Here is a 23,708-nt window from a genome sequence, read left to right as displayed (position 1 = left end):
CTGGGAGGGATCGCCCCGGACAACGCATGGGGAGCGGGAGGGCTCTGAAGTGGACCGTCGCAGGTTGATGCTTGTTGTTGCTGCAGTGATTGCAGCCCTCGGTGTCGGACTCGTCTTCATCTTTGCGCGCGGCGCAGAGTCGAGGGCGGCCGAGAAGTACGAGACGACCAAGGTCGTCACCGTCGCTGCCGGAAAGACCGTCCTGCCGGGTGAGAGCATCAAGTCGGCGCTCGACTCCGGCAAGCTCAGCGAGACCGATGTCCCGAAGGGTTCGGTCCTCGAGAGTGCCCTTCGCCAGAGCGAGCTGACCAGCCTGGACGACAAGGTCGCACTCACCACGCTGTACGCCGGCGAGCAACTGCTGTCGACGAAGTTCGGCGGGGTGGGCGACACGATCGACGTCGCCACGCTGCCACTGCCGGCCGGCATGATCGCCAAGCCGCAGTCCTTCGACCTTCCGGTGGGCTCGTTCATCCTGCCGGGCTCGCAGCTCGCGGTCTTCCTGACCACGGACGCCAGCACCCCGACCTGTCTCCTCATCGACCGTGTCTCGGTCATCTCCGTCGGCGCGACGACCACCGTCGTACCCGAGGGCGAGGAAGCGCCTGTGGTCGGAGCATCGCCCGCGCTGCACCTTGCGGTCACGCAGGAGCAGTTCGAGCAGATCGAGGACGGCAAGAAGCGCGGCGTGCTGTCCGTCGCCCTGCTGAACTCGGCAAGTGACGTCAAGGTCGACAAGACCGGTCCTTGCGCCACCATCCGCGACGCTCGGTGAGGTCCTCATGCCGGTTCTCGTAGAACAGGATTCCTCGCTCGTCGACCAGCTCCTCGGTGGCATGCCGCCGGGCTCGCAGGCCGTCGGGACGAGCGAACGCGGGCTCGCCTGGCTCGACCAGCACGCCGACGAGTACGTCGTCGCGTTCGGACCGTCCGTGGACTTCGCCGTCGCACTCGCCACGGCCGAGGACCTGCGGATCAAGCGCCCGACCGTGAGCGTCGTCCTCGTCCGCGACCAGTACGACACGGATGTCCTCACGCGTGCCATGCACGCCGGGGTCCGCGACGTCGTCGTTGCAGCCGACCAGAAGTCGCTCACCGGAGCCATCGAGCGCGCCCACCAGCTGCACCAGGCACTGCGCGGCCCCGGTGGGGCACGCCAGCTGGGGCGGATCGTCACCGTCTTCTCCCCCAAGGGCGGCGTGGGCAAGACGACCTCATCGGTGAACCTGGCGCTCGCGCTGACCGATGGCGGCGCCCGCAAGGTGTGCCTCGTCGACCTGGACCTCGCGTTCGGCGACGTCGCGATCACCATGCAGCTGTTCCCGACGCACTCGATCGAGCAGGCCGTCGGCGCCGAGGACTCGATCGACCTCGGCATGATCGAAGGCCTGTTGACGCGCGCACAGGACTCACTGGTCGTGCTGGCTGCGCCGGCCCATCCCGACGTCCGCGAGCGGATCACCCCGCTGCTGATCTCACGGATCCTGCGCACCCTGCGCGACGGCTTCGACTACATCGTGGTCGACACCTCGCCGTCGTTCGACGACGCGACCCTCACCGCCCTCGACGAGACCGACGAGTGCGTCATCATCGCAACGCTCGATGTACCGACCCTGAAGAACGTCAAGGTCGCACTCGAGACGATGGACATGCTCAACATCGCCCGAGGACACCGGCACCTGCTGCTCAACCGTGCCGATGACGAGGTCGGGATCAGTGTCGAGAAGGTGGAGAGCATCCTGTCGATGCCCGTCTCGGCGCAGGTCGCCACGGCGGTCGACATCGCGGCGGCCACCAACGCCGGCACGCCGATCATCACGCACAAGCCGGGCCACGCAGCCAGCATCGCCTACACCCGGCTTGCCGCCTCCGTGACCGGTCAGCCGGTCCCGGTACCCCAGTCCAGAACCACCGACCAGACCGATCACACGCGGTCGCGCGGACTCTTCCGCCGCGGGAGGAATTGATGTCCAGCCTCTCCGATCGCCTCGCCGCGGCACGCCAGGAAGCAGCAGCCGCCGCCCAGGGCAAGCACGCAGCACCTTCCACCGAGGACGACCTCGCGGTCGAGGGAGCCGGTACCCCCGACGCCCCCGTCCCCACCGCGGCGGCCGAAGTGGAGTCCAAGGCGAAGACACCCGGCCCGCTGTCCTCGCGCACCGCCGTCGCCGCCACCGAAGGGCGCCCCGGCGCACGCCGGACCATGGCGGCACAGGAAGCCGACCGCATCGAGGAGCTGAAGAGCAGCGTGCACGCCGAGCTGCTCAAGCAGCTCGGCCCGCACCTGTACGACGCCGAGATGGACCAGGACGAGCTGGACCAGAAGGTGCGCTCCGTGCTGTCCGAGGTGCTGGGCGCACAGGACCGACCGCTCAGCGCGGGCGACCGCAGCCGGGTCACCCAGGAGATCACCGACGACATCCTCGGCTACGGACCGATCGACCCGCACCTGCGCGACCCCGAGGTCTCCGAGGTCATGGTCAACGGCTACGACAGCGTGTGGCTCGAGAAGAATGGCCGGCTCACGAAGTCGGATGCCCACTTCGCCGACGAGGCGCACCTGCGCCGCACGATCGACAAGATCGTGTCGCGCATCGGCCGACGAGTCGACGAGTCCTCGCCGATGGTGGATGCCCGTCTGCCTGACGGCAGCCGTGTCAACGCTGTCGTCCCGCCGCTGGCGATCGACGGCTCCGCCCTCACGATCCGGAAGTTCTCCACGGATCCGTTGACGGTGCAGGACCTGATCAACTTCGGCTCGCTCACCCCGCAGACCGCGGACTTCCTCGACGCCTGCGTGCGAGGGCGCCTGAACGTCATCGTGTCGGGCGGTACGGGTGCCGGAAAGACCACGACGCTCAACGTGCTGTCGTCCTTCATCCCGACCGACGAGCGCATCGTCACGATCGAGGACGCTGCCGAGCTCCAGCTCAAGCAGGACCATGTCGTCCGCCTCGAGTCGCGTCCCGCGAACATCGAGGGCAAGGGTGCCGTGACCATCCGTGACCTCGTCCGCAACTGTCTGCGCATGCGCCCCGACCGCATCGTCGTCGGTGAGGTCCGTGACGCCTCGGCGCTCGACATGCTCCAGGCCATGAACACAGGCCACGACGGCTCGATCTGCACCCTGCACTCCAACGGCCCGCGCGACACGCTGGCCCGCATGGAGACGATGGTGCTGATGGCGGGCATGGACCTGCCGATCCGGGCCATTCGCGAGCAGGTGTCCTCCGCTGTCGACCTGATCGTGCACCAGACCCGGTTCAAGGACGGCTCGCGTCGCATCACCCACATCACCGAGGTCGAGCGGATGGAGGGCGACATCATCACCCTCCAGGACATCTTCGTCTTCGACAACTCGGCCGGTTTCGACGAGAACGGCCGGATCCTCGGTCGTCTGCGCACGACCGGACTTCGACCGAAGTTCCTCGAGAAGCTCGCCTACGCCAACGTCGCCGTCGATCCGACGATCTTCCGAACGGAACGAATCTGATGCCGGGGCGTCGGGCACTCCACCGCCTCGCGGCGCTGCTCGTCGTCGTGGTCGCCGCGCTGCTGCTCCCTGCGAGCCCGGCGTCGGCGGAGGACGGCTCGATCGCCCACGTCGAGTCCACAGCCGACGGCCTCCGGATCCTGGTCGACGTACCGGCCGGAGTCCAGACCGACCTCGACGGCGTCAGCGCCACACTCGAGGGAACGGACCTGGACGCGACGGCGTCGGCCACGAGCAGCGGTTCGGTGATCAAGCGGACCACCGTGCTCGCCATCGACACCAGTCGCTCGATGCGTGAGGCCGGTCGTTTCGAGGCGGCCAAGCAGGCGGCGACGACCTATCTGGAGACCGTGCCACCAGACGTCGAGGTCGGCATCGTCACCTTCGACTCCGAGGTGAACGTCGCCCTCGCGCCGACGACCGACCGTGGCGCCGCGGAGACCGTGATCGACGGACTGACGCTGCGCCAGAACACGCTGCTGTACGACGGCCTGATGGCCGCCGTCACCGCAGCGGGCACATCCGGCCAGCGGACCGTGCTCGTCCTCTCCGACGGTGCCGACACCGGGAGCAAGGCCGATCTCGACGCCGTTGTCTCTGCTGTCGAGACCAACGCGACCAGCGTCCACATCATCGGCCTCGACCTGGCCGACCGGCAGTTGGCCCCCCTGCGCACCATTGCGCGCGCCGGCAAGGGTGACGTCATCACCTCCACGGGAACGGCGCTGGGCGACGCGTTCGCCAGTCAGGCGCAGGCGATCGCGAACCAGGTGCTCGTCACCGCTCCCCTGCCCGCCAATTTCGACGCCGATGTCGCGAACGTCGTCGTCACGCTCCCCACCTCGGGCGAGCCGGTGGTGGCGCGGGGACTGGTTCCCATCGAGGCAGCCAGCACGCCCGACCTTCCGGACGCGATCCCGACCCTGCCCAACGAGGGTGGCTGGAACGCACCGGGCTGGTTGCTCTGGGTCGGTCTTGCCGTCATGGGTGCCGGGCTCGTGACTGCAGCCATGCTCCTCGTCCCTGCGCCTGCAGCACCGATGAGCATTGCCGACCGGGTGACTGCCTACAGCACCCTCACCTCGCGCAGCGACGAGCCGTCGGACGAGAAGTCCGCCGGGGAGCCAGTGCTCGAACAGGCCAAGGCGGCCGCCGCCGGCGTGCTGGAACGCAACAGCGCGCTCAATGAGCGGCTGAGCCTGCGTCTCGCGGGCGCGGGCAGCGAGTTCAAGCCTTCCGAATGGCTGCTCGTCCACGTTGGTGTCGTGCTCGCCTCCGGCGTCGTCGGGCTGCTGCTCGGCAAGGGCAACATCATCATCGGTCTCCTGTTCGTCCTCCTCGGGTTCGTCCTTCCGCCGGTCTACCTGCGATTCAAGGCGGGACGGCGACGCAAGAAGTTCAATGAAGCGCTGCCCGAGGTCCTGCAGCTGATTTCCGGCGCCCTGAGCGCAGGACTGTCCCTCGCCCAGGCCGTCGACACAGTGGTCCGCGAAGGCTCCGAGCCGATCGCTTCCGAGTTCAAGCGGGTGCTGGTCGAGGCCCGCATCGGCGTGGCCCTTGAAGACGCCTTCGACGGCGTCGCCGAGCGATTCCAGAGCAAGGACTTCGCGTGGGCCGTGATGGCCATCCGGATCCAGCGCCAGGTCGGCGGAAACCTCGCCGAACTCCTCACCACGGTGGCGGCGACCATGCGCGAACGCCAGTACCTTCGCCGACACGTGCAGGCGCTGTCGGCGGAAGGCCGGATGTCCGCCGTGATCCTGTGCGCGCTGCCGCCTGTCTTCGCTCTTTATCTGTTCCTGACCAACCGCGACTTCCTTGATCCTCTCGTCGCCGATGTCCGTGGCTACGCACTGCTGGGCTTCGGGGTCGTCTGGATGGCGATCGGGACCTTCTGGATGTCACGCATGGTGAAGGTGGAAACCTGATGTTGCTACTGCTTGCCTTCCTTCTGTTCGTCGGCGCCATCGCCGCCGTTGCCGCTGCCTTCGCCAAGGAGCAGCCGCGTGGCCTCGAGCGGGCCCTCCAGGCGCTCGAGAGGTCCGGCACGGCCGGCCACGAGCTCGCTGCAGAGGCGGACAGGTCCTTTGCCGATCGCGTCGTGGACCCGATGCAGGCCAGGGCGCTCACCCTGGGGCGCCGGATCACGGGTGCCGACAAGGCCGAACGCATCCGTCGCAAGCTCGACTTCGCCGGGAACCCCCGCGGCTGGTCCGTCGACCGCGTCGTGTCGCTCAAGGTGATCTGCGCCGTCGTCCTGCCGCTCTGCGCACTGGCCTACTGCGCCCTTCTCAACCTGTCGGTGTCGACGATGCTGCTCGCGGCTGTCGCCGCCCTCCTGCTGGGTTTCTTCGGACCCGACCTCTACCTGTACCAGGCCGCGGCCAAGCGTGCCGACCAGATCAAGCGCACCCTGGCTGATGCCGTCGACCTGCTGACCATCAGCGTTGAAGCCGGTCTCGCGTTCGACGGCGCCCTCCAGCAGGTCGCACGCAACACCACTGGCCCGATCTCCGAGGAGTTCTCGCGGGTGCTCCGTGAGATGCAGCTGGGCATGGGGCGCTCGGAGGCGATGCGCGCAATGGGCACCCGCAGCCAGGTCGAGGACCTGCACACCTTCGTCGGTGCCATGGTGCAGGCAGACGCCTTCGGTATCCCCGTCGGCCAGGTGCTCCGCGTGCAGTCGTCCGAGATTCGTACGAAGCGCCGGCAGTACGCCGAGGAGAAGGCACAGCAGGTCCCGGTGAAGATCATGATCCCCCTGATCCTGTTCATCCTGCCGTGCCTGTTCGTCGTCGTCATGGGTCCACCCGTCCTCTCGGCGATGGACAGCTTCAATGCGCAGTAGCTGGGCCTAGGCTGAGCACATGCCCAGCAGCCAGGCCTACGCGGTCGTCGGGGCGTCGCGGTTCTTTGCATTGCTCGCCATCGGTGGACCGATCCTCTGGTTCCACCAGGAGCAGGGCTTGCTGGTGCTCGCGGCGCTCACGGCCATCTGGGGCTACCAGGGCGTGACGTCGATCCGGCGGGACCTCGGATTCTCGCTCAGCCCCTCGACCGAGGCGGCCGCGCTCGGCGTGGTGGGTGCCATCGGCATGAACTACGCGCCGTCGGTCCTCGCCGCACTGGTCGTCCCGCCGCTGTACGCCACCGCCGTCGCTGGCCTGCGCACGATGGTGCGCACCGTCCTGGTCGAGCTGATCGCCGTGGTCGCGCTCGGCCTGATGTGGTGGGAGAAGATCACCTCCGACCAAGCTGTCGGCATCTTCACCTGGATCATGGCCGGCCTGGGCCTGAGCCTGATCGCCGCAGTGACCTTCTCCTCGGACCGGGTCCCCGACCCGCTCGCGCCCTATCGCGACGCCCAGGAGCACCTCAAGCAGCTCCTGGACCTGGCCGGCAGCCTCAGCTCGGGGCTGGACGTCGGCGCGCTCGGTGGCGAGCTCCTGAGCGAGGTCAGCGACCAGATCCCGAACCGTGGCCTGGTCCTGTACGTCGCCCGGGGGGATTCCCTGACGCCCGTCGCCTCGACCGTCGAGCTCGAAGCGGGCGATGCCGTCGCCAGCGAAACACTGGCGAACGACGTACGCCAGAGCACCGGGAACAGGGCCGGCCCGGTGGAGATCGGGCAGGGCTTCGCCTTCCGGGTCAGCGACCAGGCGATCGTCGCCGGCCTGCGGCCCTCGGGATCGGACACCACCGAACCACTCCCCCTCGCTGCCGTGGCCAGCCAGCTCACCGGCAACGCCGTCAAGCTGGACGCCGCCCTGTTGTTCGCCCAGTTCCGCGATGCAGCAACGGCAGACGAGCGGAACCGGCTCGCGCGCGAGATGCACGACGGCGTCGCGCAGGACATTGCGTCCCTCGGCTACATCATCGACGCGCTTGCGGCCCGGCCCGCCGATGAACAACAAGCCAAGGCCCTCGCGATGCTGCGTGAGCGGGTGACCAAGGTCGTGGCCGAGGTCCGGCAATCGGTGATGAACCTGCGCACCAGCATCGGGGAGAACGAAAGCCTGGGCGGAGCCATCAGCAGCGTGGCCCGCCACCTGTCGGAGTCCTCCGGCATCCCGATCAGGGTCCGGCTCGACGAACAGCCGACCCGGCTGCGTCCCGAGGTCGAGGCCGAACTGTTCCGGATCACCCAGGAAGCCATCAACAACGCCGTCAAGCACGCGCGCGCCACCGCGATCGACGTGCGGTGCCAGGTGTACGCCCCGGACGCCATCATCACCATCACCGACAACGGCGTCGGCCTCCAGACCGCACGCAGCGACTCACACGGCCTCAAGATCATGCGCGAACGTGCAAGACTGATCGGCGCGGAACTCGTGGTACGCGACAATGCCAGCAGGGGTCTCACCGTCTCGGTGTCGGTGAAGACCACACGGAATCCTGTCGGCGCCGTACCGGCCCTGACCACCACAGAGGAGACGCGATGAGCGACAAGATCACGGTCCTGCTGATCGACGATCACGAGTTGATCCGCAACGGGCTCGGGGCAGTGCTCGACCTCGAGGAGGACCTCGATGTCGTGGCCACCGCCGGCTCGGTCGCTGAGGGCATCGAGCGGTGGCGGCAGTTCCAGCCCGACGTGGTGATCACCGATCTCCAGATGCAGGACGGAACCGGGCTCGACGTGGTCCGCACGATCCGCAAGGAGAGCGACACGGTCGGGCTCATCGTCCTCACGATGCACTCGGGCGACGAGCAGATCTTCGCAGCGATGCAGGCCGGCGCGTCAGGGTTCGTCGGCAAGGACGCGCCCTCGACCGAGGTGATCAAGACGGCCCGCCACGCCGCGGTGTCCCCCAAGGCCTTCGTGTGCGCAGGCCTCGTCGGCGCCATGATGCGTCGCCAGTCGGCTGAATCGACCGCGCTGACCGAGCGCGAGCACGACGTACTGCTCCTCCTCGCCGAAGGCCTCAACGCCGCCGCCATCGGCCAGAAGCTCTACCTGTCCGAGTCGACCACCAAGTCGCACATCGCCCGGATCTACCAGAAGCTGGGCGCTTCCAACCGCGCGCAGGCCCTGGTCACCGCGATGCGGATCGGACTGCTCTCGACGGTCCAGCCGTCGGCCCGTTGAGGGGCTTCCGGAACGCGTCGACCGGTAGTCCTAAGTGACTAGGTGCGACAAGACGAACTCCCGATCCGCGGCCCGGTCAACTCGGGCAGAGTTCTCTCATCGGGGAACACTCCCCGGGGACACCGAAGCACCACAGTTCAAGGGAGAACCCCAATGGTCCAGTACCTCACCATCCTGCTCAACGCCCGCATCGCGAAGATGGACGAGCGTGGCGCCACCGCTGTCGAGTACGGCCTGCTCGTCGCCCTGATCGCCGCCGTCATCGTCGGCATCGTCGCCATTCTGGGTGACAACCTCAAGGACGCCTTCACCGACGTCAACAGCAGCATCGGCTGATCGAGCAAACCGAAGCCTGTGATCGGCCGCGTCACCACGGTGGCGCGGCCGATCCGCTTTTGACCCATCGATTCCCCGGGGGGAACCCGTGTTCGCACTTGCCGCTAGCCGGTCCGACCGTGGCGCGACGGCGGTGGAGTACGCGCTCCTGATCGCCCTGATCGCCGGCGTGATCATCACTGCCGTGCTCCTTTTCGGCGACAGCGTGTTCGGCCTGTTCGAAATCTCGAACGACAGTCGCTGGTGACCGGTCACCGCTCCTGAGGCCCGCTGAGCGCGAGTCGCTCCAGCACGGTCGGGTGCGAACCGAACCACCATTGTGACCATGCCGGGGGTGTGGGGTCGGCATGGGACCGCAGCGCCAGACGGCGCTGGAGGTCGACGAACGCCTGAGGGGCGTTGGTCACCTCCAGCGCCGTTTGGTCTGCCCGGGTCTCGAGCCTGCGACTGACGCCGTTCTGCACCGGCGCGGCGAGCACCGTTGCGAGTGCTGCCAGCGCCAGGACCGTGGGGACCGCACTCATCGCGATCCCCCGCGGTACGACGTCCGGCGGGTCTGCGACTTCACCGCTCAGGCGTCGGCGCGGCAGCAGCAGCCCCAGCAGGCCGACGCCCACCAACGCACCAGCGGCGCCCAGCATCGTTCCCGTCACGACGTCGTCGTACTTCGCGTGGGCGAGCTCGTGCGCCACCACCGACAAGGTCTCGGCCCGGGGCGTGTCGTCGACGAGGGTGTCGTAGAGAACGACCCGGCGCGTGTGCCCGAACCCGGACACGTAGGCGTTGAGCGTCGTCGTACGACGTGATGCGTCGGCGACGAGCACGTCGTCCACGTCGACGCCTTCCCTGTCGGCCAGCGCCAGGATCTCCGTGCGCAGTGCGCCGTCGGGCAGCGGGTCGAACTGGTTGAAGAGCGGCTCCACGACCAGCGGATAGACGAACGACCCTGCGACGACCAGCGCCGCCGCGAGCACTCCCCCGATCGCCGGCCACATCCGCGGCCAGCGCCGCGCACAACCGACCAGTGCGATCAGCGCGATCGAGGTCGAGACGATGGTGACCAGTTCACCCTTCGCGAGATCCAGTGCCCACGCCGACCAGGAGCCGGCAGCGAGACCTTCGTCGAGGCGTAGTCGACGCAGTGCGATCCCGAACGGCAAGGTCGCCAACCGGGCGACCAGGGTCAGCGCCGCGACGACGAGCAGGACGCGCACCCACCACCAGCCCGGCATCCGGTCGGCCCACAGGCGCCCCCGCCGGCTGAACCCGAACCAGGCCGCCACGGCGAGCGACACGGCCAGCGAGGACCAGCTCCAGATCCGGCCCCACTGGGCGAAGTGCTCGGCACGGGCGATCTCGTCGGCAGAGAACACCGAGGAAGCAGCCACGGGCGAGGGCATCCCCCCGGGGACCGGCTCCCAGGGCACTCGATTGGCCGCGATCAGCACGAAGGCAGCAACACCGAGGAGGGCAGTGCCGAGCGCCACCCGATCGGCAGCAGGGCGTGGATCCACGGCCCTACTGTGGCACGCCCGCCAACATGGCCAGCTGCGCCTGCCATCCTGCGGTGAGGTCGGCGACCGACCAGTCGAAAGCCGCACGCAACGCCGGCGCGAGCTTCTTGCCACCCAGCATCGCGCGATAGAAGTCGACCAGTGCCTGCTCGCCACGGCGGTGGGCGAGGGTGACCGTGACCTGCCACGCCGCCTCGTACACCGCGCCGAGATGAGTCCCCGCCGGATTGAACTCGGCGTCCTCGGGCAGCGCCTTCGGTACACCGTTCTTGCGCACCTGCGACCGGATCTGACCGGCCGTCTTCGCCAACGGCAACCCCACGTCGCGCAAGGCGACGTAGTCGGCGAAACCCTCCACCAGCCAGAGCGGCACGTTCCGGGCGAGCACCGCCCCGGTGAGGGCGTGCACCGCCTCGTGGGTCATCACGACCTGGGCGGCCACTGCATCGAGGTCGTCGTAGACGGCGCGATTGAGGAAGACGTGGATCGGACTCCCCGGGACCCGTGACCCGTCCACCGGTGCCGTGACAGCAGCGATGGAGCCGTAGGAACCCGGGTCTGCTCCCAGGGCCCGGTGCAGCGCGGTCGCGTCACGAGGCACCTCCACCACGAGTCCGGTCCGACCACCCACGACCGCGCGCGCCTCCGCCACGGCCTTGCGGGCCCATCGGGCGTACGACGTCCGGCCGGTCGGGGAGCCCGACGGGTCGTCCGAGGCGAGCACGAGGGCTCCCGGCACCCGTTCGACGGTCACCGGTCCGGTGAGCCACACCGGAAGCCGACCGGTCTGGTCACCGATGGCGGCGATCCGGCGACCCCCGTCGGCGAACGACATGGGAACCTCGGCACGGGCGGAGGCCCCGTCGAAGCCGTCGACCCGCCAGGTCAGGGCGACCAACCCGTCCCAGGCATCGGCTCCGGACGTGCGCCCGGTCTCGGTGACGTAGCGGAACGTGACGTCGGTGAGGCCGATCGCGTGCGCGTTCGTCGCGACCGACTCGACGAGCGCCCGCGCGCCAGCGGTCGCCAGATCGGACGCAGCAGCACCGTCACCGGCAGCGACGGCATCCTGAAGTGCGGCCAGCGTGTCCGCAGCGGTCGCCGCAGCGGCGACCTCGGTGCTCTGTGCCGGCGGCGGGGCGACGTACTCGTCGGGCGAACAGCCAACCGTCGCCAGGGCGACGACGAGGACGACCCCCGGGAGGACCCGGCGGGTCACCTGATCACCTGGTCAGCCAGGACGAACGGCCCCGGAGTAGGGCATCTCGTCGACGCTGGACACCTTGACGCCTGCGCCGGGGTTGGCCGCGTGGACGATCATGCCGTTGCCGATGTACATGCCGACGTGGCTGATCGGGCTGTAGTAGAAGACGAGGTCCCCGGGCTTCAACTGGCTCTTCGATACCCGCGCTCCGGCACCGGACTGGGCACGCGAGGAGTGCGGCAGGCCGACGCCGGCCTGGCCCCACGCGACCATCATCAGGCCCGAGCAGTCCCAGGCGTTGGGGCCGGCTGCGCCGTAGACGTAGGAGTCACCGACCTGGGCGAGGGCGTACTTGATCGCAACAGCAGCCCGTCCCGAGGCCGGGATCGAGGAGGCATCGGGGGCGCGGACACCGCCGTCGCGCGACAGGATCTCCGCGCGCTCCTCCTCCTCGAGGCGCGACAGCAGCGACTCGGCCTTGGCCAGCTTGGAGTCAGCGGCCTTCTTCTCCGCGGCCAGGGTCGCCTTGAGGTCGGCGATGTCGTTGCGGCGCTTGGCCGTCTGGCTCTCACGGATCGAGTAGGCCTCGAGCTCGTTGTCGTAGTCCGACAGCAAGCCGTCCTGGAGGCCGGTGATGGTCGACAGGGTCGAGAGCTCGTCGAGGAAGGCCTCGGAGTCGGAGGACAGCAGCTCGCCCGTGGGGCCGAGGCCGCCGGTCTGGTACCGCTGGATGATCGAGTCGCGCACGTCGGAGCGGACGCCGTCCAGCGCGTCGCCCTGACGGGACTGGTCCGCCTTGAGGGAGCGCAGCTCGCGGTTCAGCTCGGTGAGCTCGAGCTTGGCGTCGTTGTAGCGCTCCGAGGCCTGCTCGGCCTGGTGGAGGAGCTTCTCGACACGATCACGCACGGTGTCGATGTCGGGCTCCGCCTGGGCGGGGGTGCTCACGGAGAGAGCAAGGGTTCCGGTGAGAGCGAGCGCAGCGAGCGCAGCGGTGGTGCGGTTACGGCCGTTCAGCACGAGCTGGCGGTCCCCTTCGTGTCGTACGCCTACCGGGTGAGCTGACGGATTCGGGCACGACTTGCCCTACCCGCACTCCTCGCGTCCTCTTCAATCCGGTCGGGATTGTCGAGGTCGCACCTCGTGCGGGATTCACCCCAGATGTGGTTGGTTCCCCGGCTCCGGAGCCGCAAGCGGCCCTGGATTCAACGCGGTGTCCGCGCGGGTCGGTCGACCCACTTCCTCGAACACCTGAGGGGGCAGCCTAATCGGGGGTCGCGGGGACGCCAAACCTCAGCTGGCGTGTTGGGGACCGAACAGGTGAGGCGCACATCACACCGGCCACACCTGTCACACATGCCCCGGGGGCAACGCGCCAGGACCCACCGTCAGGCCGACTCGACGTGCGGGCCGTCGACGGGGAGCACCAACCGCAACGGTGGGACCAGTCCGCCCTCGGCCAGCACGTCCAGGGCGCGCAGCTCCTCGTCGTCGATGAGCAACTCGGGCGGCGGCCCGAGCAGCACCGTGATCACGCAGTCGTGGCACGCGAGCCCGCGCACCACGCACGTGTCGCAATCGATCCTCGTTGTCATGCCTCGAGAGTCGCAGGGGGGTCCGACACTTGATGGGCGGCCGGGTGCGCCCGGCCGACGACCACGGGCCTCTCCTCGGCGCGGGAGTGACGACGTGTCGGACGTCCTGCCTACCGTGAGGACATGACCGTCAGCGCCACCACCACACCGCCGAGCCGGTGGGAGGCGCAGCGTTCCTTCGACGAGCTCGGGCAGCCGCTCCGTGACGTCACCTTCTGCGTCGTCGACCTGGAGACCACCGGCGGTTCGGTGGGTGACGGCGACCGGATCACGGAGATCGGCGCGGTCAAGGTCCGGGGCGGCGAGATGCTGGGCGAGTTCCAGACGCTGGTCAATCCCGACACCGCGATCCCGGCGTTCATCGCGGTGCTCACCGGCATCACCAACCGGATGGTCGCCGACGCGCCGCGGATCACCTCGGCGCTACCGGCCTTCCTCGAGTTCGCCGCCGGCTCCGTCCTGGTGGCCCACAACGCACGCTTCGACGTCGGGTTCCTCAAGCACTTCTGCCGCGAGCAGGACCTCGTGTGGCCCGACTTCGAGGTGCTCGACACCGTCAAGCTCGCGCGCCACGTCGTCACCCGCGACGAGGCGCCCAACCACAAGCTGTCCTCGCTCGCCCGGGTCTTCCGGGCCGGCACCACGCCGAACCATCGTGCCCTCGAGGACGCGCGAGCGACGGTCGACGTACTCCACGGGCTGATGGAACGACTCGGTGGACTCGGCGTCCACACCCTCGAGGAGCTGCAGGGCTACTCCTCCAAGGTGGCACCGGCGGCGCGTCGCAAGCGCCACCTTGCGGACCGACTCCCCCACGCTCCCGGGGTCTATCTCTTCCGCGATGCACAGGAGCACGTGCTCTACGTCGGCACGTCGAAGGACCTGCGGCGACGGGTGCGGTCGTACTTCACCGCATCGGAGAAGCGGACCCGGATCGGTGAGATGGTGCAGATCGCCACCTCGGTCACCGGTGTCGAGTGCGCGACGCCGCTCGAGGCCGAGGTCCGTGAGCTCCGCCTGATCGCCGAGCACAAGCCGCGCTACAACCGCCGCTCCCGCTTCCCGGAGAAGGTCACCTACCTCAAGCTCACCCGGGAGCCGTGGCCGCGGCTGTCCTTGGTCAAGCGCGTCCTGGACGACGACGCCGACTACATCGGCCCCTTCTCCTCGAAGTCCTCGGCCGAGAGCGCCCTCGCCGCCCTCCACGAGGTGTTCCCGATCCGGCAGTGCAACGACCGCTTCGGCCTGCGGCCCTCGCGGTCGGCCTGTGTCCTCGCGGAGATGGCGCGCTGCCTCGCGCCCTGCGACGGGAGCACCGACGCGCAGACGTACGCCGCCGTCGTGCGCCAGCTGCGCGACACGCTGCTGCGCCGTCCCGACGACGTCGTCGACCTCGTGCAGGCGAAGATGACGGCACTCGCCGACCAGGAGCGCTTCGAGGAGGCCGCCCACCACCGCGACCGGCTGGCCGACTTCATCCGTGGCGCCGCGCGCTCCCAACGGCTGACCGCGCTGACCGGCTGCCCCGAGGTGGTCGCAGCACGACGGGGCGACGACGGCCGCTGGTCGGTCCACGTCGTACGCCACGGCCGCCTGGCGGCAGCGGGCGTGATTCCGACGGGTGGCGACGCCCTCGCCTACGTGGCGGGCCTGCGCGCCTCCGCCGAGACGGTGGTGCCGTCCATCGGTCCGGCACCTGCGGCGACCGCCGAGGAGTCCGAGCGCATCCTGCGCTGGCTCGAGGCTCCGGGCATCCGGCTCGTCGACGTCGTCGGCGAGTGGGTGTGTCCGGTGGCCGGAGCAGGTCGACACCGGGAGTCGCTCCTGCACACGCCGGTGTCTCCTAGAGTGGGCGCATGATCACCGCCATCGTGTTCGTGCAGGCCGAGACCGCGCGGATCCCCGAGGTCGCCGAGGCGATCGCCGCCCTCGAGGGAGTCAGCGAGGTCTACTCCGTCACCGGACAGATCGACCTGATCGCGCTGATCCGCGTCGCGAGCCACGACGACATCGCGACGGTCGTCGCAGACCGGCTGAACAAGGTGGACGGCGTCGTCGACACCGAGACCCACATCGCCTACCGGGCCTACTCGCGCCACGACCTCGAGGCCGCCTTCTCCATCGGGCTCGACTGACGGTGGCGACGGCCCCGCCGACGCAGGTTGCCGGCCGCTTCCCGCTGCTCGCTGCCGCGTGGCCACCGCTCGCGGGGGTACTGGTGGCCGCCGCCCTCGCCATGCTGGCGAGTCGGCCGTTCCGGGCCTTCGACACGTACTTCCACCTGCGGTTCGGCGACGAGTTCCGCAACGGTTGGTCGCTGGCCCGTCCCGGCCAGGTGAGCACCGCCTCGACCAACGACTGGGCGCCGACGCAGTGGCTCCCCCAGATCGGGATGTCCTGGCTGGCCGATGCGTTCGGCGACACCGGTCTGGTCGTCCTGTTCGCTGCACTCGTCAGCGGATTCGCCGCCGCGGTCTACCTGCTGGTCCGCGCGCACACCACACCCGGCACCGCCGCCACGCTCACTGCCGTGGCCCTGCTCGGTTGCCTCCCCAGTCTCTCGTTGCGACCCCAGGTCCTCAGCTACCTCTGCCTGGTGGCCGTGCTCGCTTCCTGGAGCCTGGCCCGCCGCACCGGGCGTCTCCCCTGGTGGCTGGTGCCGCTCGCCTGGGTGTGGGCCGCCAGCCACGGCATGTGGATCCTGGGGGTCGGCGCCAGCGCGGTCCTGGCCGTGGCCGTGTGCCTGGAGCGCCGCGGCACCCGCACCGAGGTCCTGCGCATGCTGGCCGTCCCGGCCAGCATGCTGCTCGCCGCCTGCGTCACGCCGGTCGGTCCGCGACTGGTGTCGGCGATCCTCCTGGTCAACTCACGCGGCGATCACTTCCGCGAGTGGCGCGCGCCGGAGCTCATCACCCTCGCCGCGGCGCCGGTCACCGTCCTGCTGGCCGTCGCCGTCGTGCTCCTCGTCCGCCGCAACGGGGTGCGTCCCTACGACATGGCGCTGCTCGGCCTCGGCTGCGTGTTCGCGATCTACTCGAACCGCACGCTGCCGCTCGCCCTGGTCGTCCTCTCCCTCGTCGTCGCCAGCGAACTGACCGCCCTGCGCCGGGAGAGCGGCACCGCGACCGGCACCCGCGTGGCGGGTCGGCGCGAACTGTCGGTCGTGGCCGCACTGACGGTCGGGGTCGTCGTACTGGCTCCGGCACTGCCGCTGCGCGATGTCCCCGCCGACGACCTGCGTCCGTTCGCCAGCCTCCTCGACGACCTCCCCGACGGCACCGTCGTGCTGACCGATCGCAGTGACGGCGCTGTCCTGCTCTGGACCGAGCCGGGCCTCGACGTCCCGATGCACGGGTACGGCGACGTCTACACCGACGACGAGCTGAACGCGTACGACGACCTGTTCAAGCTGGTTCCCGGCTGGGAGGCCACGCTCGCCGACCTCGACGCACACGTCGCGCTGCTTCCCGACGACGCGCCCCTGGCCGGGGCACTCGAGGAGCACGGCTGGGACACGGTCACGACGAACAACGACCTCGTCTACCTGACCCAGCCCCGCACGGACTGACCGACTGGTCCGGGCTCAGCCTGCAGCTGCGGCAACCCAGCGGTCGAGGGTGGCCTTCGCTGCGCCCGAGTCGATCGCCTCGGCCGCCCGGACGACGCCGGCTGCCAGGGCCTCCTGGACCGGTGATCCGGGCGCGTCGTAGACGGCGAGGGCCGCGCCGGCGTTGAGCACCACGGCGTCGCGCACCGGCCCCCGGACACCGTCCAGCATCCGTCGTACGACGTCCGCGTTGTGCGCCGCGTCGCCGCCACGCAGGTCCTCGGGGGTCGCCGGGGCCAGGTCGAACGCACGGGGGTCGATGGTCGTGGGAACGACCTCGCCACCGTGGACGACCCAGGCCTGCGAGGTCGTGGTGGTCGTCAGCTCGTCGAGGCCGTCGTCGCCGCGGAACACCCAGGCGTCGACGCCACGGTCCGCGAAGACGCCGGCCATCACCGGCGCGAGGCGCAGGTCGGCGCAACCGATGGCCTGTGCCGCGGGGCGGGCCGGGTTGGCCAGCGGGCCGAGCACGTTGAAGGCAGTGGCGATACCAAGCTCCTTGCGGGGCACCGCCGCGTGGCGCATCGCGGGGTGGAAGGAGGCGGCGAAGCAGAAGGTGATGCCGGCCTCGATCGCGACCTGGGCGACCCGGTCGGCCGGCAGGTCGAGCCGGACGCCGAGTGCCTCGAGCACGTCGGCGGTGCCCGCCTGCGAGGAGGCGGACCGGTTGCCGTGCTTGACGACGCGAGCGCCCGCACCGGCAGCCACGATCGCCGACATGGTCGAGATGTTCACGGAGAACGACCGGTCACCGCCGGTGCCGACCACGTCGAGCAACCTGCCGGGCACCGAGATGGGCGTCATCACGCCGTACATGGCGTCGACCAGTCCGGTGAGTTCCTCGGTGGTCTCGCCCTTGGCGCGCAGCGCCACCACGAAGCCGGCGATCTGGGCGGGCGTCGCCGCGCCGTCGAGGATCTCGCCCATCGCCCAGGCCGACTGGGCAGGCGTCAGGTTCTCCCCGGCCACCAGCGAGCCGAGGACATCTGGCCAGGTCATCTCAGGCCGGTACGCGAGCGCGCAGCAGCGAGACGACGGCCTCGGCCAGCACGATCGGGTCGATCGGGTGCGACACCGCGGCGTCCGCACGGGACCAGGTGGCGAGCCACGCGTCCTGCGGCCGACCAGTGAGCACCAGCAGCGGCGGGCAGTTGTAGATCTCGTCCTTGAGCTGCTTGGCGATGCCCATCCCGCCGGCCGGCACGGCCTCGCCGTCGAGGATCGCCAGCGCGAGGTGGCCGGCATCCATGTGCTGGATCACGACCGGTTCGGTCGCGACCTCGACGTACTCGAGCTCCGGGAGATCGGGGTGCGGACGGCGACCCAGCGCCAGGATGACCTGTTCGCGGGTGTGCACGTCGTCGCTGTAGACGAGCACCTTCAGGGTCTTCGGTGAGGTCACCCGCGCGATGCTACTCGGTCCGCGCCTGCTGCTGCCGTTCGAGTCGGTCGAGGCGGCGGTCCTCGCGCTCGGCCTCCTTCATCGACGCCCGCACCCACTGGATGAACAGCACCAGGAAGAACCCGATGCCCACCAGGTCGCCCGCGGCCCACAGGATCCCGCCGGCGAGGTTCTGGTCATCGAACGGGTCCGGCAGCCACGCACCCATCGGCCCGTCGTGCAGGGACGGATAGTGGTCGCCGCCGAGCAGCGTGTTCTGTCCCATGATCGTCACGCCGAGGAACGCGTGGAACGGCAGCGTCATCACGGTGAGGAGCACCCGGAACGGGTGCTGGACCCGCCCGGGCAGAGGATCGATCCCGACGATCGGCCAGAAGAACAGCGCGCCGACCGCCACCAGGTGGACGTGCATCATCTCGTGGACGTAGACCGAGTCCAGCGAGGCGTCGTACCAACCGGTGAAGTAGAGCGCCCACGGCGAGAGCACGTAGAGGGCGAACGCGAGGGGCGGGAAGCCGAGGACCTTCGCCACGGGCGAGTGCAGGAACGCCAGCAGCCAGCCACGAGGCGTCTTCGGCAACGTGCGCAGCGCCAGCGTCACCGGCGCGCCCAGCGCGAGCGACAGCGGGACGACCATCGACAGCACCATGTGCTGGACCATGTGGACGCTCACCAGGACGGTGTCGTACGCCGCCAGGCCCGATGAGGTCGCGAAGTAGAAGGCGAACATCCCGATGCCCCACGCGATCGACCGCCCGATCGGCCAGCGGTCCCCGCGGCGACGCATCGCCGACACCCCGAGGGCGTAGAGACCGACGCCCCAGACGGTCGCGATCAGCGGCAGGGGGGCCAGGGACCACTCGGTCCAGACGGCACCGAGATCAAACCGGGGCAGCGTCTCCACTGCTGTTGCGGCCACTGTCACGACCAACCCCACGGGGCACCTCCTCGACTGGATCGAGCGTAGGTCGTGCCCGTTGACGCGCCAGATCGGGGGGTCGGGATGCCGATGCCGTCAGGAACCGCCATAATGACGCCCGTGGCGACCACAGCAACGGCATCTCTCCCGGCCTCGCGCCTTCACGGCCAGCACGACCGACCCAGCATGGTCGCCGTCGGCACCATCATCTGGCTGTCCAGCGAGCTCATGTTCTTCGCGGCGCTCTTCGCGTCGTACTTCACGATTCGATCGGTCTCGTCCGAGATGTGGGCGGACAACACCGCCCTGCTCAACGTGCCGTTCGCCGCGATCAACACCACGATCCTCGTGTTGTCGTCGTTCTCGTGCCAATGGGGCGTCTTCGCCGCCGAGCGCGGGCAGGTCGGCCGCGGCGGCCCCATCTGGAAGTTCTGGGGCGGCAAGACCGGCTGGGGCCTGCGTGAGTGGTTCATCCTCACCTACGTCATGGGCGCGATCTTCATCGGCGGCCAGGCGCTCGAGTACGCCGAGCTGATCCACGAAGGCGTGACCATCCCGCACGACGGCTACGGCACGATGTTCTACCTCACCACCGGCTTCCACGGGATCCACGTGACCGGCGGTCTCATTGCCTTCCTCTTCGTGCTCGGGCGCACGTACATCGCGCGACGCTTCACCCACGAGCAGGCGGTCAGCGCGATCGTCGTCTCCTACTACTGGCACTTCGTCGACGTCGTGTGGATCGGGCTGTTCGCGACGATCTACCTGGTCAAGTGACACCAGGAACCGCTGCGATGAAGAACTGTTGTACGCCCACCGATCCGACCCGGACCCGCAAGGACTGATTGTGCGCCTTCTGAACCGCTCCGCCGGTCGCCTCTCCCGGCACCGCCGTGGCCCGATCGCCGGCCTGATGGTCCTGGTGTGCGGCTTGCTGCTCACCGGTGGCCTGTACGCCGCGTTCGCTCCGGCCCAGGCCGACTCCGCCCAGAGCCAGGAAGAACTGGTCAAGGAGGGCCGCGAGCTCTTCCTCGTGGGTTGTGCCTTCTGCCACGGCCAGAACGGCGAGGGCGTCCTGACCCAGGGCGGCTCGCAGTACGGCCCGGCGCTCACCGATGTGGGCGAGGCAGCTGTCGACTTCCAGGTCGGCACCGGCCGGATGCCGATGGCCCAGCCCGGCGTGCAGGCCCCCCGCAAGGAGGTCACCTACAACGAGGAGGAGACCGCCGCGCTGGCCGCGTACGTCGGCTCCCTCGGCACCGGTCCGCAGATCCCGGACACCGAGCTGTACTCCACCGAGGGCATGAGCGACAAGGAGCTCGAGGAGCTCGTCGTCCGCGGTGGCCAGATCTTCCTCGCCAACTGCACCGCCTGCCACAACTTCGAGGGCTCCGGCGGCGCCATGCCCCGCGGCGGCTACGCCCCCAAGATCCGCGGCGTCGACTCCAAGCACATCTACGAGGCGATGCTGACCGGTCCGCAGTCGATGGACACGTTCTCCGACGGCAACATCCCGCCGGAGGACAAGAAGGCCGTCATCGCCTACCTCGACACCCTCGACAAGGCGCCCAGCTACGGCGGACTCACCCTCGGTGGCCTCGGTCCCGTGAGCGAAGGCATCATCGCCTGGCTCGTCGGCATCGGCTCCCTGGTCGGTTTCGCAGTCTGGATCGCGGCCCACACCACCCGCTCGAGCAACAAGAAGGACGAGGCGGAAGCGTGAGCGACGCACACAACAACGACCCCCACGGAGGGGAACTGGCGGTCGCCGACCCGATCGCCGACCCGGGCCTGCCCGCGCACACCTGGCGGCCGACGGACGTCGACCCCGCCAAGGAGAAGCGCGCGGAGCGACAGGTCGCCGGATTCTTCGGGCTCTCCGCGATCTGCACCGTCCTGTTCCTGGTGGCGTACTTCACCCTGGACATCGACGACAACTGGCACGTGTTCGCCGGCTTCGGTGCCTCGACGATGGCGCTCGGCGCCACCCTCGGCCTGTCGCTGATGTTCATCGGCATCGGGATCATCCACTGGTCGCGCAAGTTGATGGCCGACCACGAGATCTCCGAGCTCCGCCACCCGGCCAACTCCCCCGAGGAGGACCGCGTCGCCACGCTCGAGGCGCTCAACGTCGGCATCGAGGAGTCCGGCATCGGCCGGCGTCCCCTGATCCGCAACTCGCTGCTCGGCGCGATGGGCCTGGTCGGTCTCCCGGCCGTCGTGCTCCTGCGCGACCTGGGTCCGCTGCCCGGCGACAAGCTCGAGCACACCATCTGGGGCCAGGGCCTCAAGGACAAGCCGATGCGCGTCGTGCGCGACGGCATCTGGACCCCGATCCTGGCCTCCGACCTGGAGATCGGTGACCTGGTCAACTGCCAGCCCGACGCCCTGCACAACCCGGAGCGCTACGACATCGACCCGACCGAGGTCGAGGGCATCGCCGCTCAGGTCCACAAGTCCAAGGCCTCGCTGGTCCTGCTCCGGATGAACCCGGAGGACATCAAGCCGGGCAAGGACAAGGACGGCAACAGCCGCGAGAACTGGACCGTGAACGGCATCGTCGCGTACTCCAAGATCTGCACCCATGTCGGTTGCCCGATCTCGTTGAACGAGCGCACGACGCACCACCTGCTGTGCCCCTGCCACCAGTCGACCTTCGACCTCGCCGATTCGGGCAAGGTCGTGTTCGGTCCCGCTGGCCGTCCGCTCCCCCAGCTCCCGCTGGGCGTGGACGCCGAGGGCTACCTCGTCGCGACCCGCGACTTCGACGAACCGGTCGGCCCGAGCTACTGGGAGCGTGACTACTATGACCGTTGGTGACATGAGCAAGGTCGCAACGACCAACGGCACCGAGCCCGCCACCGCTCCCAAGGGGGCCAAGGCCGCCGGCGCCATCGCGAACTGGGCAGACGAGCGCCTCGGCCTCGGCACCGCCATGAAGAAGAACCTGCGCAAGGTCTTCCCGGACCACTGGTCCTTCATGCTGGGCGAGATCGCCCTGTGGAGCTTCGTCGTCCTGCTGCTGACCGGCGTGTTCCTGACGCTGTGGTTCGACCCGAGCATGACCGAGGTCCAGTACAACGGCTCCTACGACCCGTTGCGCGGCGTGCACATGTCGTCGGCGATGGCCTCGACCCTGGACATCTCCTTCGATGTCCGTGGCGGCCTGCTCATGCGGCAGATGCACCACTGGGCAGCGATGATCTTCATCGCCTCGATGATGATCCACATGCTGCGCGTGTACCTCACGGGCGCGTTCCGCAAGCCGCGCGAGCTCAACTGGGTGATCGGCTGCCTGCTGCTGCTCCTGGGCACGATCGAGGGCTTCACCGGCTACTCGCTGCCCGACGACCTGCTCTCGGGCACGGGCGTCCGGGCCGCGGACGGCTTCATGAAGGCCTCCCCCGTGGTCGGCACCTACATGTCGTTCTTCCTCTTCGGAGGTGAGTTCCCGGGCGACTCGATCATCCCGCGGTTCTACGCCATGCACATCCTGCTGATCCCGGGCATCCTGCTGGCCCTGGTCGCCGCACACATGCTGCTGCTCGTCTACCACAAGCACACGCAGTGGGCCGGTCCCGGCCGCACCGAGGAGAACGTCGTCGGCTACCCGATGCTCCCGGTCTACGCCGCCAAGGCCGGTGGCTTCTTCTTCATCGTGTTCGGCGTGATCACCCTGCTGGGTGGCCTGTTCTCGCTCAACCCGGTCTGGAAGTTCGGCCCGTACGACCCGTCCAAGGTGACCGCAGGCTCGCAGCCCGACTGGTACATGGGCTGGCCCGACGGCCTGCTCCGGATCATCCCGGCCTGGGAGACCCACATCTTCGGGGTCACGCTGTCGTGGAACGTCATGCTGCCGATCCTCGTGATGCCGCCGCTGATGCTGATGATCCTGATCGCGCTCCCGTTCCTGGAGGCCTGGATCACCGGCGACAAGCGCGAACACCACCTCCTGCAGCGTCCGCGCAACGCCCCGACCCGTACGGCGATCATGGTGGCGCTGATGACCTTCTACGGCCTCTCGTGGGCCGCGGGCGGTAACGACATCATCGCGATCAAGATGCACCTCAGCATCAACCAGATCACCTACTTCATGCGGGGCGCGGTCTTCATCGGGCCGGTCATCGCCTTCATCATCACGAAGCGCTGGTGCATCTCGCTCCAGCGCCACGACGAGGGCAAGCTCCTGCACGGCTACGAGTCGGGCGTCCTGGTCCGCTCTCCCGAGGGCGGCTATGCGGAGAAGCACCTGCCGCTCCCCGAGGGCGAGGCCTACCGCCTCAGCGCCCGCGACATCGACCCGACGCCGGAGACGGTGGAGGAGATCGAGTCGTCCGGCCTGGCCGGTCGTCAGGTCAAGCTCCGGCGCCTGCGCGCCAAGCTGGCAGCGGTCTTCTTCGCGGACAACGTGCAGAAGCCCACCGCCGAGGAGCTGCACGACGCGCAGCACCACGCCGAGCACGAGCTGCACGAGCTGGAGGCGCAGATCGCCGCCGGCCCGAACAAGCACGGCCCGGCGGATCACTGATCCGTTCGACGGGCGTCGTCCAGC

23 protein-coding genes and 1 riboswitch are annotated in these 23,708 nt (G+C 69.1%); of the genes, 16 read left to right on the top strand and 7 right to left on the bottom strand.

Annotated elements, in window-relative coordinates; translation table 11 throughout:
* Positions 1 to 64: 64 nt before the first annotated feature.
* The 9 genes from ACOADB_RS08215 to ACOADB_RS08175 all read left to right on the top strand — a co-directional run bounded on the left by ACOADB_RS08215 (position 65) and on the right by ACOADB_RS08175 (position 9,165).
* Positions 65 to 775: a hypothetical protein gene (locus ACOADB_RS08215; RefSeq protein ID WP_378597471.1), complete on the top strand. Its 711-nt coding sequence runs from the start codon at positions 65 to 67 to the stop codon at positions 773 to 775.
* A gap of 7 nt (positions 776 to 782) precedes the next feature.
* On the top strand, positions 783 to 1,967 hold the full coding sequence (locus ACOADB_RS08210) for an AAA family ATPase (protein WP_378597470.1): 1,185 nt from the start codon (positions 783 to 785) through the stop codon (positions 1,965 to 1,967).
* Positions 1,967 to 3,493 (top strand): CpaF family protein, encoded by a 1,527-nt coding sequence (locus ACOADB_RS08205; protein ID WP_378597469.1) that lies wholly within the window; start codon positions 1,967 to 1,969, stop codon positions 3,491 to 3,493. The genes ACOADB_RS08210 and ACOADB_RS08205 overlap by 1 nt, the downstream gene beginning before the upstream one ends.
* The gene (locus ACOADB_RS08200; RefSeq protein ID WP_378597468.1) at positions 3,493 to 5,421 is read left to right on the top strand and encodes a type II secretion system F family protein; all 1,929 of its coding nucleotides are present in this window, start codon (positions 3,493 to 3,495) and stop codon (positions 5,419 to 5,421) included. The genes ACOADB_RS08205 and ACOADB_RS08200 overlap by 1 nt, the downstream gene beginning before the upstream one ends.
* Entirely contained in the window at positions 5,421 to 6,341 is a 921-nt protein-coding gene (locus ACOADB_RS08195) for a type II secretion system F family protein (RefSeq protein WP_378597467.1), read from the top strand. Before ACOADB_RS08200 ends, ACOADB_RS08195 begins: the two co-directional genes overlap by 1 nt.
* A 19-nt stretch (positions 6,342 to 6,360) precedes the next feature.
* Positions 6,361 to 7,935 carry a sensor histidine kinase gene (locus tag ACOADB_RS08190; RefSeq protein WP_378597466.1) on the top strand — a complete coding sequence of 525 codons (1,575 nt, stop codon included), beginning with the start codon at positions 6,361 to 6,363 and terminating at the stop codon, positions 7,933 to 7,935.
* Positions 7,932 to 8,582 carry a response regulator gene (locus ACOADB_RS08185; RefSeq protein WP_378597465.1) on the top strand — a complete coding sequence of 217 codons (651 nt, stop codon included), beginning with the start codon at positions 7,932 to 7,934 and terminating at the stop codon, positions 8,580 to 8,582. Before ACOADB_RS08190 ends, ACOADB_RS08185 begins: the two co-directional genes overlap by 4 nt.
* A gap of 153 nt (positions 8,583 to 8,735) precedes the next feature.
* Positions 8,736 to 8,918: a Flp family type IVb pilin gene (locus ACOADB_RS08180; protein WP_378597464.1), complete on the top strand. Its 183-nt coding sequence runs from the start codon at positions 8,736 to 8,738 to the stop codon at positions 8,916 to 8,918.
* A gap of 88 nt (positions 8,919 to 9,006) precedes the next feature.
* Entirely contained in the window at positions 9,007 to 9,165 is a 159-nt protein-coding gene (locus tag ACOADB_RS08175) for a Flp family type IVb pilin (protein WP_378597463.1), read from the top strand.
* A gap of 4 nt (positions 9,166 to 9,169) precedes the next feature.
* On the opposite strand, the gene ACOADB_RS08170 is transcribed toward ACOADB_RS08175, so the two are convergent.
* From ACOADB_RS08170 to ACOADB_RS08155, 4 genes are all read right to left on the bottom strand, one after another.
* On the bottom strand, positions 9,170 to 10,432 hold the full coding sequence (locus ACOADB_RS08170; protein ID WP_378597462.1) for a M48 family metalloprotease: 1,263 nt from the start codon (positions 10,430 to 10,432) through the stop codon (positions 9,170 to 9,172).
* 4 nt (positions 10,433 to 10,436) lie between these two features.
* Positions 10,437 to 11,651: a hypothetical protein gene (locus ACOADB_RS08165; RefSeq protein ID WP_378597461.1), complete on the bottom strand. Its 1,215-nt coding sequence runs from the start codon at positions 11,649 to 11,651 to the stop codon at positions 10,437 to 10,439.
* A gap of 12 nt (positions 11,652 to 11,663) precedes the next feature.
* Entirely contained in the window at positions 11,664 to 12,581 is a 918-nt protein-coding gene (locus ACOADB_RS08160; RefSeq protein ID WP_378597460.1) for an NlpC/P60 family protein, read from the bottom strand.
* A gap of 82 nt (positions 12,582 to 12,663) precedes the next feature.
* Positions 12,664 to 12,842, bottom strand: a riboswitch (cyclic di-AMP (ydaO/yuaA leader).
* A 179-nt stretch (positions 12,843 to 13,021) separates the two neighbouring features.
* A complete protein-coding gene (locus tag ACOADB_RS08155) occupies positions 13,022 to 13,228 on the bottom strand; it encodes a hypothetical protein (RefSeq protein ID WP_378597459.1) in 207 nt (68 codons plus the stop codon).
* Between the two features lie 123 nt (positions 13,229 to 13,351).
* Between ACOADB_RS08155 and ACOADB_RS08150 the strand changes: the two genes are divergently transcribed.
* Genes ACOADB_RS08150 through ACOADB_RS08140 form a run of 3 tightly spaced genes read left to right on the top strand, consistent with a single transcriptional unit; the run spans position 13,352 to position 16,796 of the window.
* Positions 13,352 to 15,088 (top strand): DEDD exonuclease domain-containing protein, encoded by a 1,737-nt coding sequence (locus ACOADB_RS08150; RefSeq protein ID WP_378597458.1) that lies wholly within the window; start codon positions 13,352 to 13,354, stop codon positions 15,086 to 15,088.
* Positions 15,085 to 15,363: an Lrp/AsnC family transcriptional regulator gene (locus ACOADB_RS08145; protein WP_056706115.1), complete on the top strand. Its 279-nt coding sequence runs from the start codon at positions 15,085 to 15,087 to the stop codon at positions 15,361 to 15,363. Before ACOADB_RS08150 ends, ACOADB_RS08145 begins: the two co-directional genes overlap by 4 nt.
* Positions 15,364 to 15,365: 2 nt before the next feature.
* On the top strand, positions 15,366 to 16,796 hold the full coding sequence (locus ACOADB_RS08140; RefSeq protein ID WP_378597457.1) for a hypothetical protein: 1,431 nt from the start codon (positions 15,366 to 15,368) through the stop codon (positions 16,794 to 16,796).
* A 15-nt stretch (positions 16,797 to 16,811) separates the two neighbouring features.
* Here ACOADB_RS08140 and trpD read toward each other — a convergent pair whose 3' ends face one another.
* Genes trpD through ACOADB_RS08125 form a run of 3 tightly spaced genes read right to left on the bottom strand, consistent with a single transcriptional unit; the run spans position 16,812 to position 19,174 of the window.
* The gene (gene trpD, locus ACOADB_RS08135) at positions 16,812 to 17,834 is read right to left on the bottom strand and encodes an anthranilate phosphoribosyltransferase (protein ID WP_378597456.1); all 1,023 of its coding nucleotides are present in this window, start codon (positions 17,832 to 17,834) and stop codon (positions 16,812 to 16,814) included.
* A gap of 1 nt (position 17,835) precedes the next feature.
* A complete protein-coding gene (locus ACOADB_RS08130; protein ID WP_378597455.1) occupies positions 17,836 to 18,237 on the bottom strand; it encodes a hypothetical protein in 402 nt (133 codons plus the stop codon).
* Between the two features lie 10 nt (positions 18,238 to 18,247).
* Complete coding sequence (locus ACOADB_RS08125) at positions 18,248 to 19,174, bottom strand: cytochrome c oxidase assembly protein (protein ID WP_378597454.1); 927 nt, start codon at positions 19,172 to 19,174, stop codon at positions 18,248 to 18,250.
* A 168-nt stretch (positions 19,175 to 19,342) separates the two neighbouring features.
* Between ACOADB_RS08125 and ACOADB_RS08120 the strand changes: the two genes are divergently transcribed.
* The 4 genes from ACOADB_RS08120 (at position 19,343) to ACOADB_RS08105 (ending at position 23,684) form a co-directional block, all read left to right on the top strand.
* The gene (locus ACOADB_RS08120) at positions 19,343 to 19,933 is read left to right on the top strand and encodes a cytochrome c oxidase subunit 3 (RefSeq protein WP_378597533.1); all 591 of its coding nucleotides are present in this window, start codon (positions 19,343 to 19,345) and stop codon (positions 19,931 to 19,933) included.
* A gap of 70 nt (positions 19,934 to 20,003) precedes the next feature.
* Positions 20,004 to 20,879: a c-type cytochrome gene (locus ACOADB_RS08115; RefSeq protein ID WP_378597453.1), complete on the top strand. Its 876-nt coding sequence runs from the start codon at positions 20,004 to 20,006 to the stop codon at positions 20,877 to 20,879.
* Entirely contained in the window at positions 20,876 to 21,976 is a 1,101-nt protein-coding gene (locus tag ACOADB_RS08110) for a ubiquinol-cytochrome c reductase iron-sulfur subunit (protein WP_378597452.1), read from the top strand. The genes ACOADB_RS08115 and ACOADB_RS08110 overlap by 4 nt, the downstream gene beginning before the upstream one ends.
* A gap of 1 nt (position 21,977) precedes the next feature.
* Positions 21,978 to 23,684, top strand: coding sequence for a cytochrome b (locus ACOADB_RS08105; protein ID WP_378597451.1), 1,707 nt, complete (start codon positions 21,978 to 21,980; stop codon positions 23,682 to 23,684).
* Positions 23,685 to 23,708 lie beyond the last annotated feature (24 nt).

Origin of the sequence: Nocardioides sp. CPCC 206348 (genome assembly GCF_048654705.1) — a bacterium.
GTDB lineage: Bacteria > Actinomycetota > Actinomycetes > Propionibacteriales > Nocardioidaceae > Nocardioides.
The sequence above is the reverse complement of the archived record's forward strand: the minus strand, read 5'-3'. Positions and strand labels throughout refer to the sequence as shown.

Excerpts from the sequence above, each read along its gene's own strand:
- ACOADB_RS08210 (WP_378597470.1), top strand. The coding sequence starts at position 783 with ATGCCGGTTCTCGTAGAACAGGATTCCTCGCTCGTCGACCAGCTCCTC.
- ACOADB_RS08205 (WP_378597469.1), top strand. The coding sequence starts at position 1,967 with ATGTCCAGCCTCTCCGATCGCCTCGCCGCGGCACGCCAGGAAGCAGCA.
- ACOADB_RS08200 (WP_378597468.1), top strand. The coding sequence starts at position 3,493 with ATGCCGGGGCGTCGGGCACTCCACCGCCTCGCGGCGCTGCTCGTCGTC.
- ACOADB_RS08195 (WP_378597467.1), top strand. The coding sequence starts at position 5,421 with ATGTTGCTACTGCTTGCCTTCCTTCTGTTCGTCGGCGCCATCGCCGCC.
- ACOADB_RS08190 (WP_378597466.1), top strand. The coding sequence starts at position 6,361 with ATGCCCAGCAGCCAGGCCTACGCGGTCGTCGGGGCGTCGCGGTTCTTT.
- ACOADB_RS08185 (WP_378597465.1), top strand. The coding sequence starts at position 7,932 with ATGAGCGACAAGATCACGGTCCTGCTGATCGACGATCACGAGTTGATC.
- ACOADB_RS08180 (WP_378597464.1), top strand. The coding sequence starts at position 8,736 with ATGGTCCAGTACCTCACCATCCTGCTCAACGCCCGCATCGCGAAGATG.
- ACOADB_RS08155 (WP_378597459.1), bottom strand. The coding sequence starts at position 13,228 with ATGACAACGAGGATCGATTGCGACACGTGCGTGGTGCGCGGGCTCGCG.
- ACOADB_RS08150 (WP_378597458.1), top strand. The coding sequence starts at position 13,352 with ATGACCGTCAGCGCCACCACCACACCGCCGAGCCGGTGGGAGGCGCAG.
- ACOADB_RS08145 (WP_056706115.1), top strand. The coding sequence starts at position 15,085 with ATGATCACCGCCATCGTGTTCGTGCAGGCCGAGACCGCGCGGATCCCC.
- trpD (WP_378597456.1), bottom strand. The coding sequence starts at position 17,834 with ATGACCTGGCCAGATGTCCTCGGCTCGCTGGTGGCCGGGGAGAACCTG.
- ACOADB_RS08120 (WP_378597533.1), top strand. The coding sequence starts at position 19,343 with ATGGTCGCCGTCGGCACCATCATCTGGCTGTCCAGCGAGCTCATGTTC.
- ACOADB_RS08105 (WP_378597451.1), top strand. The coding sequence starts at position 21,978 with ATGAGCAAGGTCGCAACGACCAACGGCACCGAGCCCGCCACCGCTCCC.